Annotated in this window: 14 protein-coding genes and 1 other RNA gene; 6 read left to right on the forward strand and 9 right to left on the reverse strand. The window is 66.7% G+C overall.

Going from position 1 to position 15,888, the window contains the following annotated elements:
- Nucleotides 1-2: 2 nt before the first annotated feature.
- The 6 genes from aroA to gyrA all read right to left on the reverse strand — a co-directional run bounded on the left by aroA (nucleotide 3) and on the right by gyrA (nucleotide 8,134).
- Nucleotides 3-1,307 carry a 3-phosphoshikimate 1-carboxyvinyltransferase gene (aroA, locus tag HWY45_RS20655; protein WP_059802222.1) on the reverse strand — a complete coding sequence of 435 codons (1,305 nt, stop codon included), beginning with the start codon at nucleotides 1,305-1,307 and terminating at the stop codon, nucleotides 3-5.
- 12 nt (nucleotides 1,308-1,319) lie between these two features.
- Entirely contained in the window at nucleotides 1,320-2,273 is a 954-nt protein-coding gene (locus HWY45_RS20660; RefSeq protein WP_059884867.1) for a prephenate dehydrogenase, read from the reverse strand.
- Nucleotides 2,274-2,459: 186 nt separating this feature from the next.
- The gene (gene pheA, locus HWY45_RS20665) at nucleotides 2,460-3,542 is read right to left on the reverse strand and encodes a prephenate dehydratase (RefSeq protein WP_059884869.1); all 1,083 of its coding nucleotides are present in this window, start codon (nucleotides 3,540-3,542) and stop codon (nucleotides 2,460-2,462) included.
- 36 nt (nucleotides 3,543-3,578) lie between these two features.
- A complete protein-coding gene (serC, locus tag HWY45_RS20670) occupies nucleotides 3,579-4,661 on the reverse strand; it encodes a 3-phosphoserine/phosphohydroxythreonine transaminase (RefSeq protein WP_059802224.1) in 1,083 nt (360 codons plus the stop codon).
- 171 nt (nucleotides 4,662-4,832) lie between these two features.
- Nucleotides 4,833-5,429, reverse strand: a complete 597-nt coding sequence (locus HWY45_RS20675; RefSeq protein ID WP_059802557.1) for a DUF2059 domain-containing protein — start codon at nucleotides 5,427-5,429, stop codon at nucleotides 4,833-4,835.
- A 101-nt stretch (nucleotides 5,430-5,530) separates the two neighbouring features.
- Nucleotides 5,531-8,134: a DNA gyrase subunit A gene (gene gyrA, locus HWY45_RS20680; RefSeq protein WP_059802226.1), complete on the reverse strand. Its 2,604-nt coding sequence runs from the start codon at nucleotides 8,132-8,134 to the stop codon at nucleotides 5,531-5,533.
- A 512-nt stretch (nucleotides 8,135-8,646) separates the two neighbouring features.
- Between gyrA and ompA the strand changes: the two genes are divergently transcribed.
- The 4 genes from ompA (at nucleotide 8,647) to ssrA (ending at nucleotide 11,290) form a co-directional block, all read left to right on the forward strand.
- Nucleotides 8,647-9,318 (forward strand): outer membrane protein OmpA, encoded by a 672-nt coding sequence (gene ompA / locus HWY45_RS20685; RefSeq protein ID WP_059563416.1) that lies wholly within the window; start codon nucleotides 8,647-8,649, stop codon nucleotides 9,316-9,318.
- Between the two features lie 153 nt (nucleotides 9,319-9,471).
- Complete coding sequence (gene ubiG / locus HWY45_RS20690) at nucleotides 9,472-10,170, forward strand: bifunctional 2-polyprenyl-6-hydroxyphenol methylase/3-demethylubiquinol 3-O-methyltransferase UbiG (protein ID WP_059563415.1); 699 nt, start codon at nucleotides 9,472-9,474, stop codon at nucleotides 10,168-10,170.
- Between the two features lie 16 nt (nucleotides 10,171-10,186).
- The gene (locus tag HWY45_RS20695; RefSeq protein ID WP_059884871.1) at nucleotides 10,187-10,903 is read left to right on the forward strand and encodes an HAD family hydrolase; all 717 of its coding nucleotides are present in this window, start codon (nucleotides 10,187-10,189) and stop codon (nucleotides 10,901-10,903) included.
- 17 nt (nucleotides 10,904-10,920) lie between these two features.
- Nucleotides 10,921-11,290, forward strand: a transfer-messenger RNA (tmRNA) gene (gene ssrA, locus HWY45_RS20700).
- 248 nt (nucleotides 11,291-11,538) lie between these two features.
- On the opposite strand, the gene HWY45_RS20705 is transcribed toward ssrA, so the two are convergent.
- The 3 genes from HWY45_RS20705 to HWY45_RS20715 all read right to left on the reverse strand — a co-directional run bounded on the left by HWY45_RS20705 (nucleotide 11,539) and on the right by HWY45_RS20715 (nucleotide 13,672).
- Complete coding sequence (locus tag HWY45_RS20705; RefSeq protein WP_059884873.1) at nucleotides 11,539-11,892, reverse strand: DUF4148 domain-containing protein; 354 nt, start codon at nucleotides 11,890-11,892, stop codon at nucleotides 11,539-11,541.
- A gap of 302 nt (nucleotides 11,893-12,194) precedes the next feature.
- Nucleotides 12,195-12,464, reverse strand: a complete 270-nt coding sequence (locus HWY45_RS20710; RefSeq protein WP_059884875.1) for a hypothetical protein — start codon at nucleotides 12,462-12,464, stop codon at nucleotides 12,195-12,197.
- Between the two features lie 128 nt (nucleotides 12,465-12,592).
- Nucleotides 12,593-13,672 carry a substrate-binding domain-containing protein gene (locus HWY45_RS20715; protein ID WP_059884876.1) on the reverse strand — a complete coding sequence of 360 codons (1,080 nt, stop codon included), beginning with the start codon at nucleotides 13,670-13,672 and terminating at the stop codon, nucleotides 12,593-12,595.
- A gap of 131 nt (nucleotides 13,673-13,803) precedes the next feature.
- On the opposite strand from HWY45_RS20715, the gene HWY45_RS20720 reads away from it, so the two are divergent.
- Together HWY45_RS20720 and HWY45_RS20725 are read left to right on the forward strand one after the other, a co-directional pair.
- Nucleotides 13,804-14,304 carry an NAD(P)H-dependent oxidoreductase subunit E gene (locus HWY45_RS20720; RefSeq protein WP_059884878.1) on the forward strand — a complete coding sequence of 167 codons (501 nt, stop codon included), beginning with the start codon at nucleotides 13,804-13,806 and terminating at the stop codon, nucleotides 14,302-14,304.
- Nucleotides 14,301-15,878 (forward strand): formate dehydrogenase beta subunit, encoded by a 1,578-nt coding sequence (locus HWY45_RS20725; RefSeq protein ID WP_059884880.1) that lies wholly within the window; start codon nucleotides 14,301-14,303, stop codon nucleotides 15,876-15,878. Before HWY45_RS20720 ends, HWY45_RS20725 begins: the two co-directional genes overlap by 4 nt.
- Nucleotides 15,879-15,888 lie beyond the last annotated feature (10 nt).

Below are 15,888 nucleotides of genomic sequence, written 5' to 3' on the forward strand. Positions count from 1 at the left end.
GGTCAGGCCTTCGCGAGCGCGGTGAAGCGGTCGAAATAGTCGGGGAACGTCTTGCCGACGCATTTCGGGTCGTTGATGCGCACCGGCACGCCGCCGAGGCTCACGAGCGAGAAGCACATCGCCATCCGGTGATCGTCGTACGTGTCGATCGCGGCGTTCGGCGTCAATCGCGCCGGCGGCGTGACGACGAGATAGTCCGGCCCCTCCTCGACGCTCGCGCCGACCTTGCGCAGCTCGGTCGCCATCGCCGCGATGCGGTCGGTTTCCTTCACGCGCCAGCTTGCGATGTTGCGCAGCGTGCTCGGGCCGTCGGCGAACAGCGCCGCGACCGCGATCGTCATCGCCGCATCGGGAATCAGGTTGAAGTCCATGTCGATCGGCTCGAGCTTGCCGTGGTCGTGGCCGATGCCGCGCACTTCGATCCAGTCGTCGCCCATCGTCACGTTCGCGCCCATCTGCATCAGCGCGTTCGCGAAGCCGACGTCGCCCTGGATGCTCGCGCGCCCCACGCCCTCGACGCGCAGCGGCCCGCCGCCGAGCGCGCCGGCCGCGAGGAAATACGACGCCGACGACGCATCGCCCTCGACCATGATCTGCCCCGGCGATTTGTAGCGGACCCCGGCCGGCACGATGAAGCGCTGCCAGCCTTCGCGCTCGACGATCACGCCGAAGCGCGCCATCAGCTTGATCGTGATCTCGATGTACGGCTTCGAGATCAGCTCGCCATCGACCTCGACGACGATCCGGCCGTCCTTCGCCTTCACGAGCGGCAGCGTCATCAGGAGCGCGGTCAGGAACTGGCTCGACACGTCGCCGCGCACGCTGATCGGCGCGTCGACCGTGATCGACGCCGGCTTGATGCGCAGCGGCGGAAAGCCGTCGTTCTGCTCGTAGTCGATCTGCGCGCCGATCTGCCGCAGCCCGTCGACGAGATCGCCGATCGGCCGCTCGTGCATGCGCGGCACGCCGTGCACGCGATAGTCGCCGCCGTTCACCGCGAGCGCCGCCGTGAGCGGCCGCACCGCGGTGCCCGCGTTGCCGAGGAACAGGTCGGCCGTTTTCGCGGTGAACGCGCCGCGCGTGCCGGTGACGACGCAGGTGTCGCCGTCGCGCGCGAGTTTCACGCCGAGCTTGCCGAGCGCGTCGAGCATCACGCGCGTGTCGTCGGAGTCGAGCAGGTTGGTAATGGTCGTTTCGCCTTCGGCGAGCGCCGCGAGAAGCAGCACGCGGTTCGAGATGCTCTTCGAGCCGGGCAGACGCACGGTGCCCGACGCGCTGGAGTACGGGCCGAGATCGAGATGTTCCATGAGGGCTTCCTGTTATTTCCTGATCGTGTGGGCCGGCTGCCCGGAAACCGGCTCGCCGGATGCGGGCTTGCCGCCGCGCTCCTGCCACGCCGAACGCGCATCGCGCGACCGCGCGAACACGGCCTCGAGCGCCGCGCCGTCGCCGGCGTCGATCGCGGCCCGCAGCCGCGCAAGCACGCGCGTGTAGCCGTCGAGCTCGTCGAGCAACGCGGCGCGGTTCGCGACGCAGATGTCCCGCCACATTTCCGGGCTCGACGCGGCAATCCGCGTGAAATCGCGGAATCCGCCCGCCGCGTACGAGAATTTCAGTTCCGCGTCCGCCTCGCCGAGAATCTGCTCGACGAGCGCGAACGACAGCAGGTGCGGCAGATGGCTCACCGACGCGAACACGCGGTCGTGCTGCGCAGCGCTCATCGTCCGCACGTCGGCGCCCGTCGCGCGCCACATCGCATCGATTCGCGCGACCGACGCCGCCGGATTGTCGGGCAGCGGGCACAGCACGACATTGCGGCCGACGTACAGGTCCGGCAGCGCGGCCTCGACGCCGCTCGACTCGCGCCCGGCGATCGGATGGCCGGGCACGAACTGCGCGATGCGCGCGCCGAGCGCGTCGCGCGCGGCCGCGATGACGTCCGACTTGGTGCTGCCCGCATCGGTGACGATCGTCGCGCCGTCGAGCCACGGTGCGATGCGCGCGAGCAGCGGGCCCGTCTGCGCGACCGGCGCGGCCAGCAGCACCAGATCGGCGCCCGCGAGCGCGTCGCGCAATTGCGCGTCGTCGTCGAGCGCCGCGGCGCGATCGATCACGCCGAGCGCCAGCGCCCGCGCGACCGACGCAGCAGAACGTCCGACGCCGACGATCTCGCCCGCGTCGCCCGGCGCGCGCTCGCGCAGCGCGCGGGCCAGCGATCCGCCGATCAGGCCGACGCCGAAGATGACCAGTTTGTTGAATGCAAAGCCTGACACGACAAGAGCCAAGTTACGCGTAGCGGCGGTGCCGCGCCACGCGGGGTCCAGATTCCGGGTGGGCCGACAACCGGCGCGCACACACCGCGCCGGACGCCGCCCGCCCCGCCTTCGGCAGCGCCACCAGCCTGCCTCGCCTGCTTCGGCACGACCCGCGCCATGCCGGCGCAGGCCGCACGGGCCGCGTCAGCGCGCGCGCGGATACGAGCCGAGAACCTTCAGGAACGCGGCCTTCTTGCCGAGTTCCGTCAGTGCGGCCGCAACCGATGCGTCGTCCCGGTGCCCTTCGATGTCGATGTAGAAGTAATACTCCCACGTGCCGACGCGCGCCGGACGCGACTCGAAGCGCGTCATCGACACGCCGTGCCGCGCGAGCGGCTCGAGCAGCTTGAACACCGCGCCCGGCTCGTTCTTCACCGACACGATCAGCGACGTCTGGTCGTTGCCGGTCGGCCCCGCCGGATGCTTGCCGACGATCACGAAGCGGGTGCGGTTGTGCGGATCGTCCTGGATCAGCGCGAACGCGATCTGCAGGCCGTAGTGCGCGGCCGCGCGGTCGCCGGCAATGGCCGCGACCGTCGGATCGGCCGCGGCGAGGCGCGCAGCTTCCGCATTGCTCGCGACCGCCTGCCGCTCGAGCTGCGGCGCATTCGCCGACAGCCATTGCTGGCACTGCGCGAGCGCCTGCGCGTGCGCACACACGCGCTTCACGCCATCCAGCGTGCCGCCCTGCGTGAGGAGGTTGTGGTGAATCGGCAGCGCGAGTTCGCCGCTGATCAGCAGTTGCGTCTGCAGCAGCAGGTCGAGCGTGCGCGACACCGCGCCTTCGGTCGAATTCTCGACCGGCGCAACGCCGAACGCCGTGGCGCCCGCCTCGACCGAGCGGAACACCTCGTCGATCGACGGGCACGGCAGCCCTTCGATCGACTGGCCGAAATACTCGAACATCGCCTGTTCGGTATACGTGCCGACCGGCCCGAGGAACGCGACGTGGATCGTCTGTTCGAGCGCGCGGCTCGCGGCCATGATCTCGCGCCAGATCGCGCTGATGTGGTCGCTCGCGAGCGGGCCCGCGCTCATGTCCTGCAGGCGCGCGATCACCTGCAGCTCGCGTTCCGGCCGGAACACCGGCGCGTTGAAATGCTTCTTGACCTCGCCTACCTCGAGCGCCACCGCGGCGCGCTGGTTCAGGAGCTCGATCAGCTGCGCGTCGATCGCATCGATGCGGTCGCGCAGCGGTTTCAGGCGGGAATTCAGTTCGTCGTCCATGCGTAGTTGCCGTGCTGTTGACCAGCGCCGCCGCCGTCAGGCGCGGTGCTGCTCGAAATCCTTCATGTACTCGACGAGCGCCTTCACGCCCTCGAGCGGCACCGCGTTGTAGATCGACGCCCGCATACCGCCGACGGACTTGTGGCCCTTCAGCTGCAGCAGCCCGCGCGCCTTTGCGCCGGCAAGGAAGTCTTCGTTGCGCGTTTCGTCGGCCAGGAAAAAGGGCACGTTCATCCGCGAACGCACCGCCGGCTCGACCTTGTTCAGATAGAAGCTGCTTGCATCGATCGTGTCGTAAAGCAGCTTCGCCTTTTCGATGTTGCGGGCCTCGATCGCCTGCAGGCCGCCCTGCCGCTTCAGCCACTGGAACACGAGGCCGGCGATGTAGATCGCGTAGGTGGGCGGCGTGTTGTACAGCGAGTTGTTCTCGGCGACCGTCTTCCAGTCGAACGCCGACGGGCAGATCGACAGCGCGCGGTCGAGCAGGTCCTCGCGGACGATCACGAGCGTGACGCCCGCCATCCCGATGTTCTTCTGCGCGCCGCCGAACATGACGCCGTACTTCGCGACGTCCATCGGGCGCGACAGGATGTGCGACGAGACATCCGCGACGAGCGGCACGTTGCCGAGATCGGGGATCTCGAACGTCTCGACGCCGTCGATCGTCTCGTTCGTGCACAGGTGCACGTAAGCCGGATCGTCCGACAGCTGCCATTCCGCGCGGGCCGGCGCACGCGTGTAGCCGGCGTCGGTCTTGCCCGTCGCGGCCAGGTGCGGCGTGCCGTACTTCTTCGCCTCGTTGAACGACTTCTGCGACCACGAGCCCGTCACGACGAAATCGGCCGTCTTGCGCGTGCCCAGCAGGTTCATCGGCACGATCGCATTCTCCCCGATGCCGCCGCCCTGCAGGAACAGGATCCGGTGGCTCGCCGGCACGTCGAGCAGCTCGCGCAGGTCGGCGAGCGCCGTTTCGTGGATCGACGTGAATTCCTTGCCGCGATGGCTCATCTCCATCACGCTCATGCCGCTGCCATGCCAGTCGAGCATCTCGTCGGCGGCTTGCCGCAGCACTTCTTCCGGCATTGCCGCGGGACCAGCGGAGAAATTAAAGACGCGCATCGTGAAAACCTCGGGAGGGAACGCGGCCGGCTAGCCGCCGGCAAGTCAGTTGCAAATGAGCCGCGCCAGAAAAGAAATGGCCGCTTGCGCTCGCGCGCAAACGGCCATTATCGCACTGTCGTCAGGCTGTCGCCAAACCCGGCCGCACGGCCAGGGGCGGGCCGAGACGGCTTACTTGCCCGGCTTGACCGCCGCGACTTCCTTGTCGGCCTGGGCGCGCGTTGCCTGGATCGCTTGCGGCATGTACTTCTGCATCAGGCCGTTGACCACGTCGCGGCCAACCTGATCCTGCACCTGGATGAACTTGCGGCCCGTCGGGCTCTTGTAGAACGTCGTCAGATCCTTGATTTCCGACGTGCTGTAGTACTTCGCGTACGCGTCGTACTGAGCCTGCATCGCATCGCTGCTGAACGCCTGCGTCGCGAACACCTTGCCTGCGCCGTCGACCAGCTTCGGCACTGCGTTCTTCTGCAGCGTCGGGACCGCAGCCTGCTTCTGCTTGTCGTTCAGCGTCTTGTTTTCCGACAGCGCGTCCGACAGGATCGCCGGAACCAGCTGCTTCGCCTGCATTTCGGCGCTGTTGCCGATTGCCGACACGAGCTTCGGCGCGTCGATCGCATCGAGCAGATCCTTGATCGCCGCCTTCTTGTCGGCGTCGATCGGCGCAGCTGCCGCCGGAGCCGGTGCGGGGTTCGACAGCGCTTGCGCCATTGCGAACGTCGGCACCAGGGCAGCCAGCAGGACCAGTTGCTTGAATTGCTTTTGCATCATCACTCCCTTCTTGGAAATATGAATAAGTACTTCGCCTCACGCGGCGCGCCTTTTACGTGGCGCGCCTGCCTGCGGCCGCTCGAGAGTCACATCCTTGGTCAGGCTTCGCCGTCCGACGCCTCGTCGGCCTCGCCGTCGCCCTCTTCGGCTTCCGCGATCTGCTGCAGGCCGGAGAGCTTGGTACCCTCGTCGAGGCTGATGAGTGTAACACCTTGCGTGGCGCGCCCCATTTCGCGAATCTCGGAAACACGCGTGCGAATCAGGACGCCGGCCGTCGTGATCAGCATGATCTGATCCTCGGCATCGACGAGCGTCGCGGCGACCACCTTGCCGTTGCGCTCGGACGTCTGGATCGCGATCATGCCCTTCGTGCCGCGGCCGTGACGCGTGTACTCGGTGATCGGGGTGCGCTTGCCGTAGCCGTTCTCGGTTGCGGTGAGCACCGACTGCTCCTCGCTGCCCGCGACCAGCATCGCGATGACCTGCTGCCCGTCCTCGAGCTGCATGCCGCGCACGCCGCGCGCCTCGCGGCCCATCGGGCGCACGTCGTTCTCGTCGAAACGCACCGCCTTGCCCGCGTCGGAGAACAGCATCACGTCGTGCGCGCCGTCGGTGATCGACGCGCCGATCAGGAAATCGCCGTCGTCGAGGCCGACCGCGATGATGCCCTTCTTCATCGGGCGGCTGAACGCCTCGAGCGGGGTCTTCTTCACGGTGCCGAGCGACGTCGCCATGAACACGAACTTGTCGGCCGAGAATTCCTTGACCGGCAGCACGACGTTGATCTTCTCGCCGTCCTGCAGCGGGAACATGTTGACGATCGGGCGGCCGCGCGAGTTGCGCGAACCCTGCGGCACTTCGTAGACCTTGATCCAGTACACGCGGCCGCGGTTCGAGAAGCACAACATATAGTCGTGCGTGTTCGCGATGAACAGTGTCTCGATCCAGTCGTCTTCCTTCATCTGCGTCGCTTGCTTGCCACGGCCGCCGCGCTTCTGCGCGCGGTATTCGGACAGCGGCTGCGACTTCACGTAGCCGGAATGGGACATCGTGACGACCATGTCCTGCGGCGTGATCAGGTCTTCGGTGTTCAGCTCGGTCGCGTTCAGCTCGATCTTCGAGCGGCGCGCGTCGCCGAACTCGGCCTTCACCGACGTCAGCTCCTCGCCGATCATCGAGGTGATCCGCTCGGGGCGGGCCAGGATATCCAGCAGGTCAGCGATCTGCGCCATCACGTCGCGGTATTCGCCGATGATCTTGTCCTGCTCGAGGCCGGTCAGGCGCTGCAGGCGCATCTGCAGGATTTCCTGGGCCTGCGTGTCGGACAGACGGTACAGGCCGTCGCCCTGCATGCCGAACGCCGGGTTCAGCCCTTCCGGACGGTACGCGTCGCGCCCGCCCGCCGCGCCGTTCTCGGTTTCGGCGCGGGTGAGCATCTCGCGCACCAGCGACGAATCCCACGACTTCGCCATCAGCTCCTGTTTCGCGATCGGCGGCGTCGGCGCGGCCTTGATGATCGCGATGAAGTCGTCGATGTTCGCGAGCGCGACCGCGAGGCCTTCGAGCACGTGGCCGCGTTCGCGCGCCTTGCGCAGTTCGTAGATCGTCCGGCGCGTCAGCACTTCGCGGCGGTGCGCGAGGAAGCACTGGAGGATTTCCTTCAGGTTGAGCAGCTTCGGCTGGCCGTCGACGAGCGCGACCATGTTCATGCCGAAGGTGTCCTGGAGCTGGGTCGCCTTGTACAGGTTGTTCAGCACCACCTCCGGCACTTCGCCGCGCTTCAGCTCGATCACGACGCGCATGCCGCTCTTGTCGGACTCGTCGCGGATGTCTGAGATGCCCTCGAGCTTCTTCTCGTTGACGAGCTCGGCGATGCGTTCGAGCAGCGAACGCTTGTTCACCTGGTACGGCAACTCGTCGACGATGATCGCCATGCGCTGGCCGCGGTCGATCTCCTCGAAGTGCGTGGCCGCGCGCATCACGACGCGGCCGCGGCCCGTCCGGTAGCCGTCGCGCACGCCGGCGACGCCGTAGATGATGCCGGCCGTCGGGAAGTCGGGCGCCGGGATGATCTCGATCAGTTCGTCGATCGTCGCTTCCGGGTTGTTCAGCAGGTGCTGACAAGCGTCGACGACTTCGTTCAGGTTGTGCGGCGGGATGTTGGTCGCCATGCCGACCGCGATGCCCGACGAGCCGTTGATCAGCAGGTTCGGAATCCGCGCCGGCAGGATCAGCGGCTGCATCTCGCTGCCGTCGTAGTTTGGGCCGAAGTCGACGGTTTCCTTGTCGATGTCGGCGAGCAGCTCGTGACCGATCTTCGCCATGCGAATTTCGGTGTAACGCATCGCGGCGGCATTGTCGCCGTCGATCGAGCCGAAGTTGCCTTGCCCGTCGACCAGCATGTAGCGCAGCGAGAAATCCTGCGCCATCCGCACGATCGTCTCGTAGACCGCGCTATCGCCGTGAGGGTGGTATTTACCGATCACGTCGCCGACGATACGCGCCGACTTCTTGTACGCGCGGTTCCAGTCGTTGTTCAGTTCGTGCATCGCGAACAGGACGCGCCGGTGCACGGGCTTCAGGCCATCGCGGACATCCGGGAGGGCACGTCCGACGATTACGCTCATCGCGTAATCGAGATACGAACGGCGCATTTCCTCCTCGAGGGAGGTGGGCAGGGTCTCTTTGGCGAATTGATCCATGTATCCGTATCTATTCGGGGCGAAGACGGAAACGCCTTTCGCGTGGGCGCTGCATCAGCAACGCAACGCGAGATTCTAACATGCGCCCTTCTCGCGCCAATTCGGCGCCCCCTCTATATAAGAAGGGCAAAAGTCGCGGCGCGGCCGGCGCTCCCTTCGCCGCCGGCGAGCGCCGCGCGCCGCCGTCTCACGCCCGCGTGTAAACATTCCTGTCTTCCCGCGCAATTTTGCGTGTGCACGCTTGACAATCTCTAAAAGTTACGGCAGGTCGGTGTTGCGCATGCGCCACAAACGGATAGGCGATGTTAGGGTGGGGAGGATTTTTTTTCGTGGGAAGGGAACGATATGGCAAAATGCCAACGCACTGAAAGTTAGACGCTGCTCGAAGTCTACACAGAGCGGCGCCGCGTTTTTTGTGCCGCACCAATGTTATACTTCGAGCAATGTATGACTTGTCACCGTCAACAGGCTCGCAGTAAACCTGCGGTAATCTCAATTTCGAGAGGAGAAATATGAATAAACTTTCAAAGCTCGCGTTCATTGCAGCTACCGCAGTTATGGCTGCATCCGCATCGGCACAGTCGGTGCCGGCGTCGCGACAAGCCGTGAATGACAACTGGGTGAATGGTACCGGCGAATACGTCTGGATGAACGGCACGAACGAGCTTTGCTGGCGCGATGCATTCTGGACGCCGGCCACCGCCAACGCAAAGTGCGATGGCGCACTGGTCGCCCAGGCTCCGGCACCGGCACCGGTCGCACCGGTTGCTCCGGCAATCTCGAGCCAGAAGATCACGTACCAAGCCGACGCACTGTTCGACTTCGACAAGGCAACGCTGAAGCCGCTGGGCAAGCAGAAGCTGGACGATCTGGCCGGCAAGATCCAGGGCATGAACACGGAAGTGGTCGTCGCAACGGGCTACACCGACCGTATCGGCTCGGACAAGTACAACGACCGTCTGTCGCTGCGCCGTGCGCAAGCTGTCAAGTCGTACCTGGTCAGCAAGGGCATCCCGGCCAACAAGATCTACACGGAAGGCAAGGGCAAGCGCAACCCGGTCACGACCGGCTGCAACCAGAAGAACCGCAAGCAACTGATCGCCTGCCTCGCACCGGACCGCCGCGTGGAAGTCGAAGTGGTCGGTACGCAAGAAGTGCAGAAGACGACCGTTCCGGCGCAGTAAGCCACGGCTCTCGCCTGCTTCGAAGCCCCGCCTCGGCGGGGCTTTTTCATTGATGCCCGCTCCGGCGCTCGCTGGCTTCGCCGTGCGCCCGCTTATATACTCGGGGCTTGATGCAGCCATGCATCGCCCTCCTCCCGTAGCCCGTTTGCCGACATGACCAACGCCGATCCGCACGAACTCCAGAAATTCAGCGACCTCGCCCATCGGTGGTGGGATCCGAATGCCGAATTCAAGCCGCTGCACGACCTGAACCCGGTCCGTCTCGGCTGGATCGATGCGCATGCCCACCTGGCCGGCAAGCGCGTACTCGATATCGGCTGCGGCGGCGGCATCCTGTCCGAGTCGATGGCGAGCCTCGGCGCGCAGGTGAAGGGCATCGACCTGTCCACCGAAGCGCTCGGTGTCGCCGACCTGCACAGCCTCGAAAGCGGCGTGACGGTCGACTACGAGGCGATCGCGGCCGAGGCGATCGCGGCGCGCGAACCCGGCACCTACGACGTGGTCACGTGCATGGAAATGCTCGAGCACGTGCCGTCGCCGGCCAAGGTGGTCGAGGCCTGCGCGACGCTCGTCAAGCCGGGCGGCTGGGTGTTCTTCTCCACGCTGAACCGCAACCTGAAGTCCTACCTGTTCGCGGTGATCGGCGCCGAGTACATCGCACAGCTGCTGCCGAAGGGCACGCACGATTACGCGCGCTTCATCCGCCCGTCGGAACTGGCCGGCTTCGTGCGCGCGACGGATCTGCACATCGCGGAGATCAAGGGCATCACGTATCACCCGCTCGGCAAGCGCTTTGCGCTGTCGAACGACACCGACATCAACTATCTCGTCGCGTGCCGTCGCGGCGCGTGATCACCATTCGACCGGCATGACGACTCCCCTTTCGCCCACGCAGGCCACGCTCGACGAACAGCCGCTGCAACGCTGCGACGCGGTGCTGTTCGATCTCGACGGCACGCTCGCCGATACGGCGCCGGATCTGGCGGCCGCCGTCAACAAGATGCAGCGCGTGCGCGGGCTGCCCGAAACGCCGCTCGACACGCTGCGGCCGCTGGCGTCCGCCGGTGCGCGCGGCCTGCTCGGCGGCGCGTTCGGCATCCATCCGCAGTCGCCCGACTATGATGCGATGCGCGACGAGTTCCTGACGAACTACGCGACGGACCTTTGCGTGCACACGACGCTGTTCCCGGGCATCGATACGCTGCTCGACGAACTCGACGCGCGCGGCGTGCGCTGGGGGATCGTCACGAACAAGGCGATGCACCTGACCGAACCGCTCGTCGGCCTGCTCGGTCTCGGCCCGCGCGCCGCGTGCGTCGTCGGGGGCGACACAACGCCGCACCCGAAGCCGCACCCTGCCCCGCTGCTGCACGCAGCCGGGCAACTGACGCTCGCGCCGGAACGCATCGTCTATGTCGGCGATGATCTGCGCGATATCCAGGCCGGCAGCGCCGCAGGTATGGCAACGATCGCGGCCGCATACGGCTATTGCGGCGACGGCGCCGCGCCGGTGGACTGGCAAGCACAGCATCTCGTCGAGACGACCTTGCAATTGCGCGAGCTGCTGCGCGATGTTGGGCTATAATGATCAATCTTATCCGCGGGGGCGACCTGGTTTCGACAGGGGTTGTGAAGCGGCTAGGGCATGTCGAGGACCCGTCACCTCGTTAATCAATGGGAAAAACGTAACTGCAAACGACGATACGTTCGCACTGGCAGCCTAAGGGCCGCCGTCCTCTGCCTAGTTCACTGACGGGCTAGTGTCGCAAGACCGGTAGCAATACCGACAGAGGTCATATACGTCAGTTAAGCCCTGTCGGCGTCGCGACGCCAGGGTCGAAAATCTAGCGAATCGCCGTAGTGCAGCGTGTTCGTCCGCGTCGCTGCGGTTAAATCAAATGACAGAACTAAACATGTAGAACTGGTCGTGGAGCGCTTCTGGACGCGGGTTCGATTCCCGCCGCCTCCACCAAATTCGCGTTCCGACGCACGAACCCCGCACGACAATCGTCTGCGGGGTTTTTTGTTGCCGGCGAAACGCCGTCTGCTGCGCACGCTGCCGCCCTCCTTCGGGAAAAAGCGCCTAGCCGCGACGGGCCAGGCGGAATGCCGCCGGAACCCCGGCGACAGGAGGTAACGGATGCCGGGCCCATCGGCGTCGCGCGACGCGACCGATCGTCGCACCCGGCGCGCCATCCGGCATGCCCGGCGACGCGCAGCTTAGCTGCCGCGATACAGCGACTTCATTTCTTCGTCACTGGCCGGACGCACGATTGCCGCGCGCGAACCCGATGCCGATGCGCCCTGCACTTGCGCGCCGTAACCGCTGGCATCCACACCCTGCGCCTGCGCGACTGCATTGCGCTGCTGCTCTGCAACACGCGCCGTCGCGGCCTGGATCGAGTCCGGATAGTGCGGATCTTCACCGCGCGCCGGGTTGTAACCGGCCTGTTCGAGCTGGATCAGTTCGGCGCGCACCTGGGCGCGGGTGATCTGCGAACCCGGCTGGGCGAACGACACGACCGGGGCAACGAGAGCGGCAGCAACAACGGCGGCTTGAACGAGCGACTTCATGATGACCTACCTCCAGATTTGTCCGTTTTTCGCGATGAACACCTTGTTCATCGCCGACAACTGAAGTTTATGTAGGCAGCTGCTTAAGAATAAGGCAGGTTTCGGGAAGACATACTTCCAGAATGCGGGTTAACCACTACATAAGCGCCGGATCGTCATCCGCGTCACTGGCTGACGGCACGCGCAGAAACGCGCGAGCCCCGCGAAGCGGCGTGCTTCGCGGGGCTCGCAATGCATGAGGCGTGTCGGTCCGTCCGGGCGCGATACCGCTTTGGCACCGCCCGGACGCCGTCACCCTCGCTTCATTCGCCGTCCATCGGGCACTTCAGGTTGCAGCCGTTCGGGTCGCCCAGGTCCGCCTTGCGGCGCAGCGCGGACTTCTTGCCGCTCTGATATTTCTTCGACGGCGTCGACGCCGCGAACGGCATCTGCGGATGTTCGTTCAGGCGGAACTGTTCATTCAGGATGCCGCCGGGCACGCCCGGCGAATTCTGCGCAAGCGCGAACGGCGAAACGGCAATCAGAAGACCCGCGGTCAACGCTGCCGCGGAAAGGGGAACGGAAAGTTTCATGGCGGGACGACGCCTTGCCGGCGTGCTTGTTGGAACGTTGATCAAGCGGAAAGCGTAGCGCAAATCCCCCGCTGCTGCAGCGGGGCTCGCGCCTGGCGCAATTGCCGTGCGTGACCGCCGCGCGAGCGCTACACGTCCGCGCCGGCGAGCCCCGCGGCGACGCTCGTCAGCGTGCCGCACGCCGCCGGATCGTAGCCGTCGAGATGCGCGACCCGCTCGACATAGCGCGCGTCGCGCAGCAGCGCCAGGACACCGGCGAGCGGCCGCTCGTCGAGCCGCGCACGTTCGCACGCAAAGTAGTAATCCTCGTCGATCACCGGGATGAAATCGAGCCCGAAATGATGCGCGGCCGGCTCGACACCGAAGCCGAGATCCGCCATGCCGCTCGCGACGAACGCCGCGATCGCCGAGTGGGTCAGCTCGGCCGACGCGTAGCCGTTGATGCGCTCGGGATCGACGCCGATTCGTCGCAGCGCGAGGTCGAGCAGCATGCGCGTGCCCGAGCCCGGCTGGCGATTGACGAAGCGGATGTCGTCGCGCGCGAGGTCGGACAGGCCGCGCACCTGTTTCGGATTGCCGCGCGGCACGAACAGCCCTTGCTTGCGCCGCGTCAGGTGAATCAGCACATGGCGCGTGTCGTCGAGCCAGGGCCGGTAGATCTGAGCGCATTGCTCGCGAAACGCGCCGCGCGGCAGATGAAACCCCGCCAGTTCGCACTCGCCGCGCGCAAGCGCCTTCACGGCCTCGACGCTCTCGCGATACTTGATGTCGACCGCCGCATGCGCATCGACCAGCGCGGAAACGAGCGCCGCGACCGCATAACCATGCGACGCGTGGATCCGCACGGCCCCGTCGCGCTGCGCGAGCCGCCGGTTCAGGTCGCTGGCGACTTCAGCCGCCAGCGCGCGCAGGTTCCCGTCGAGCCGGCTGCGCGCAAGGCGCTGCGCGTCGACCACCGCCCGCCCCAGCTCCGACAGCGTCGATCCCTTGCCCCGCGCGGTCTCGATCAACGCCCCGCCGACGCAGGCCTCGAGCGCGCGCAGCACGCCCCACGCATGCCGGTACGACAGCCCCTTGGCCTGCGCCGCCTGCGCGATGCTGCCCGTCTCGGCAACCAGCTCGAGCAGCGGCACCACGTCCGACAGGCTCGCCGTGCGCCCCTGGCTGTCGCGCACGATCAAATGCGCGTCGCATTCGACTCGAATCATTTATGCACCCGGATTTCCTATTGCGACCATCCAGAGTTCCGCTTATCGTTGGCCAAAATCCATCAGAACGAAGTCTGCATGTGCTGTATATGAATTGCCAGCACATATGAGACTTTGGAGGAGCATAGCAGATGTCCCCGAATTCCCATGCGCCCGATGCGCTCGTCGAGCGTCACGCGCGCGCCGGCCGGTCGCTCGTCGCGATCCTGCACGCGATCCAGGACGACGCGGGCTACGTGCCCGCCGGTTGCGTCGCGCCGCTCGCGAAAGCGCTGAACCTGTCGCGTGCCGAAGTGCACGGCGTCCTCACCTATTACCACCACTTTCGCACCGCACCGCCGGCGCGCGTGACGATCCAGATGTGCCGCGCCGAAGCGTGCCGCAGCATGGGCTGCGAAGCGCTCGCGGCCCATGCGCAGGCGCGCACCGGCTGTACGTTCGATGCGGCGCACGGCGACGCGCCGCACGCTGGTGCGCCGGACGCCGTCGCGCTCGAATCGGTCTACTGCCTGGGGCTCTGCGCGCAGTCGCCGTCGATGACGGTCAACGGCGTGCTGCATGCGAAGGTCACGCCGGAGAAATTCGACGCGCTGCTGGCCGACGCCGTCGCCCATACCGGGGAGGCCGCATGACGACCCGCATCTACGTCCCGCGCGACTCGTCCGCGCTCGCGCTCGGCGCCGACGCGCTCGCCGCCGCGATCATCGCGGAAGCCGAACGGCGCGGCGCCGCGATCGAACTCGTTCGCAACGGCACGCGCGGCCTGCTGTGGCTCGAACCGCTCGTCGAAGTCGGCACGGCGGCCGGCCGCGTCGGCTACGCGAACCTGTCGGCCGCCGACGTGCCCGCGCTGTTCGATGCCGGCTGGCTCGAAGGCGGCGCGCACCCGAGCGGCGTCGGCCTCGTCGACGCGCTGCCGTATCTCGCCCGCCAGCAGCGCCTCACGTTCGCGCGCATCGGCCTGACCGACCCGCTGTCGATCGACGACTACCTGCAGCATGACGGCCTCGCCGGCCTGAAGCGCGCACTCGCGCTCGACGGCGACGCCGCATGCGACGCGCTGATCGAATCGGGCCTGCGCGGACGCGGCGGCGCGGCGTTCCCGGCCGGCATCAAGTGGCGCACGGTGCGGCACGCGAGCGCAACGCAGAAGTACATCGTCTGCAACGCGGACGAAGGCGACTCGGGCACGTTCTCCGACCGCCTGATCATGGAATGCGACCCGTACTGCCTGATCGAAGGGATGATCATCGCGGGCATCGCGACCGGCGCGACGATCGGCTACATCTACGTGCGCAGCGAGTATCCGCATGCGATCGCGACGCTCGAGGCGGCGATCGCGCGGGCGCGCGACGCCGGCTGGCTCGGCGCGAGCGTGCTCGGCTCCGCGCACGCGTTCGAGCTGCATGTCGCGAAAGGCGCGGGCTCGTACGTATGCGGCGAGGAAACCGCGCTGCTCGAATCGCTCGAGGGCAAGCGCGGCGTCGTGCGCGCGAAGCCGCCGCTGCCGGCGCTGTCTGGGCTGTTCGGCCAGCCGACCGTCATCAACAACGTGATCACGCTGGCGACCGCGCCGGTGATCTTCGCGCGCGGCGCCGCGTTCTACCGCGACTTCGGCATGGGCCGCTCGCGCGGCACGCTGCCGTTCCAGCTCGCCGGCAACATCCGGCATGGCGGCCTCGTCGAACTCGCGTTCGGCGTCACGCTGCGCGAGCTGCTGTTCGACTTCGGCGGCGGCACCGCGTCCGGCCGGCCCGCGCGCGCCGCACAGGTCGGCGGCCCGCTCGGCACCTACCTGCCCGAGCATCAGTGGGACGTGCCGCTCGACTACGAGGCTTACGCGGCGATCGGCGCGGTGGTCGGCCACGGCGGCATCGTGCTGCACGACGACACGTCGAACCTCGCCGAGCTCGCCGAATACGCGATGAAATTCTGCGCGATCGAATCGTGCGGCAAATGCACGCCGTGCCGGATCGGCTCCACGCGCGGCGTCGAGACGATCGCGCGCATCCGCCGGGGCGACACGTCGGAACGACAGGTCACGCTGCTGCGCGACCTGTGCGACACGATGCTCGCCGGCTCGCTCTGCGCAATGGGCGGGATGACGCCGTATCCGGTGCTGTCCGCGCTCGATCACTTCCCCGAAGATTTCGGTCTCGCCGCCGGCCAGGACGCCGCGCCGGGCCCGGCCAAGGCTGCGGCCTGACCACGAAGGA

Origin of the sequence: Burkholderia stagnalis (assembly GCF_902830275.1) — a bacterium.
In the GTDB taxonomy this organism is placed as follows: Bacteria; Pseudomonadota; Gammaproteobacteria; order Burkholderiales; family Burkholderiaceae; genus Burkholderia; species Burkholderia stagnalis.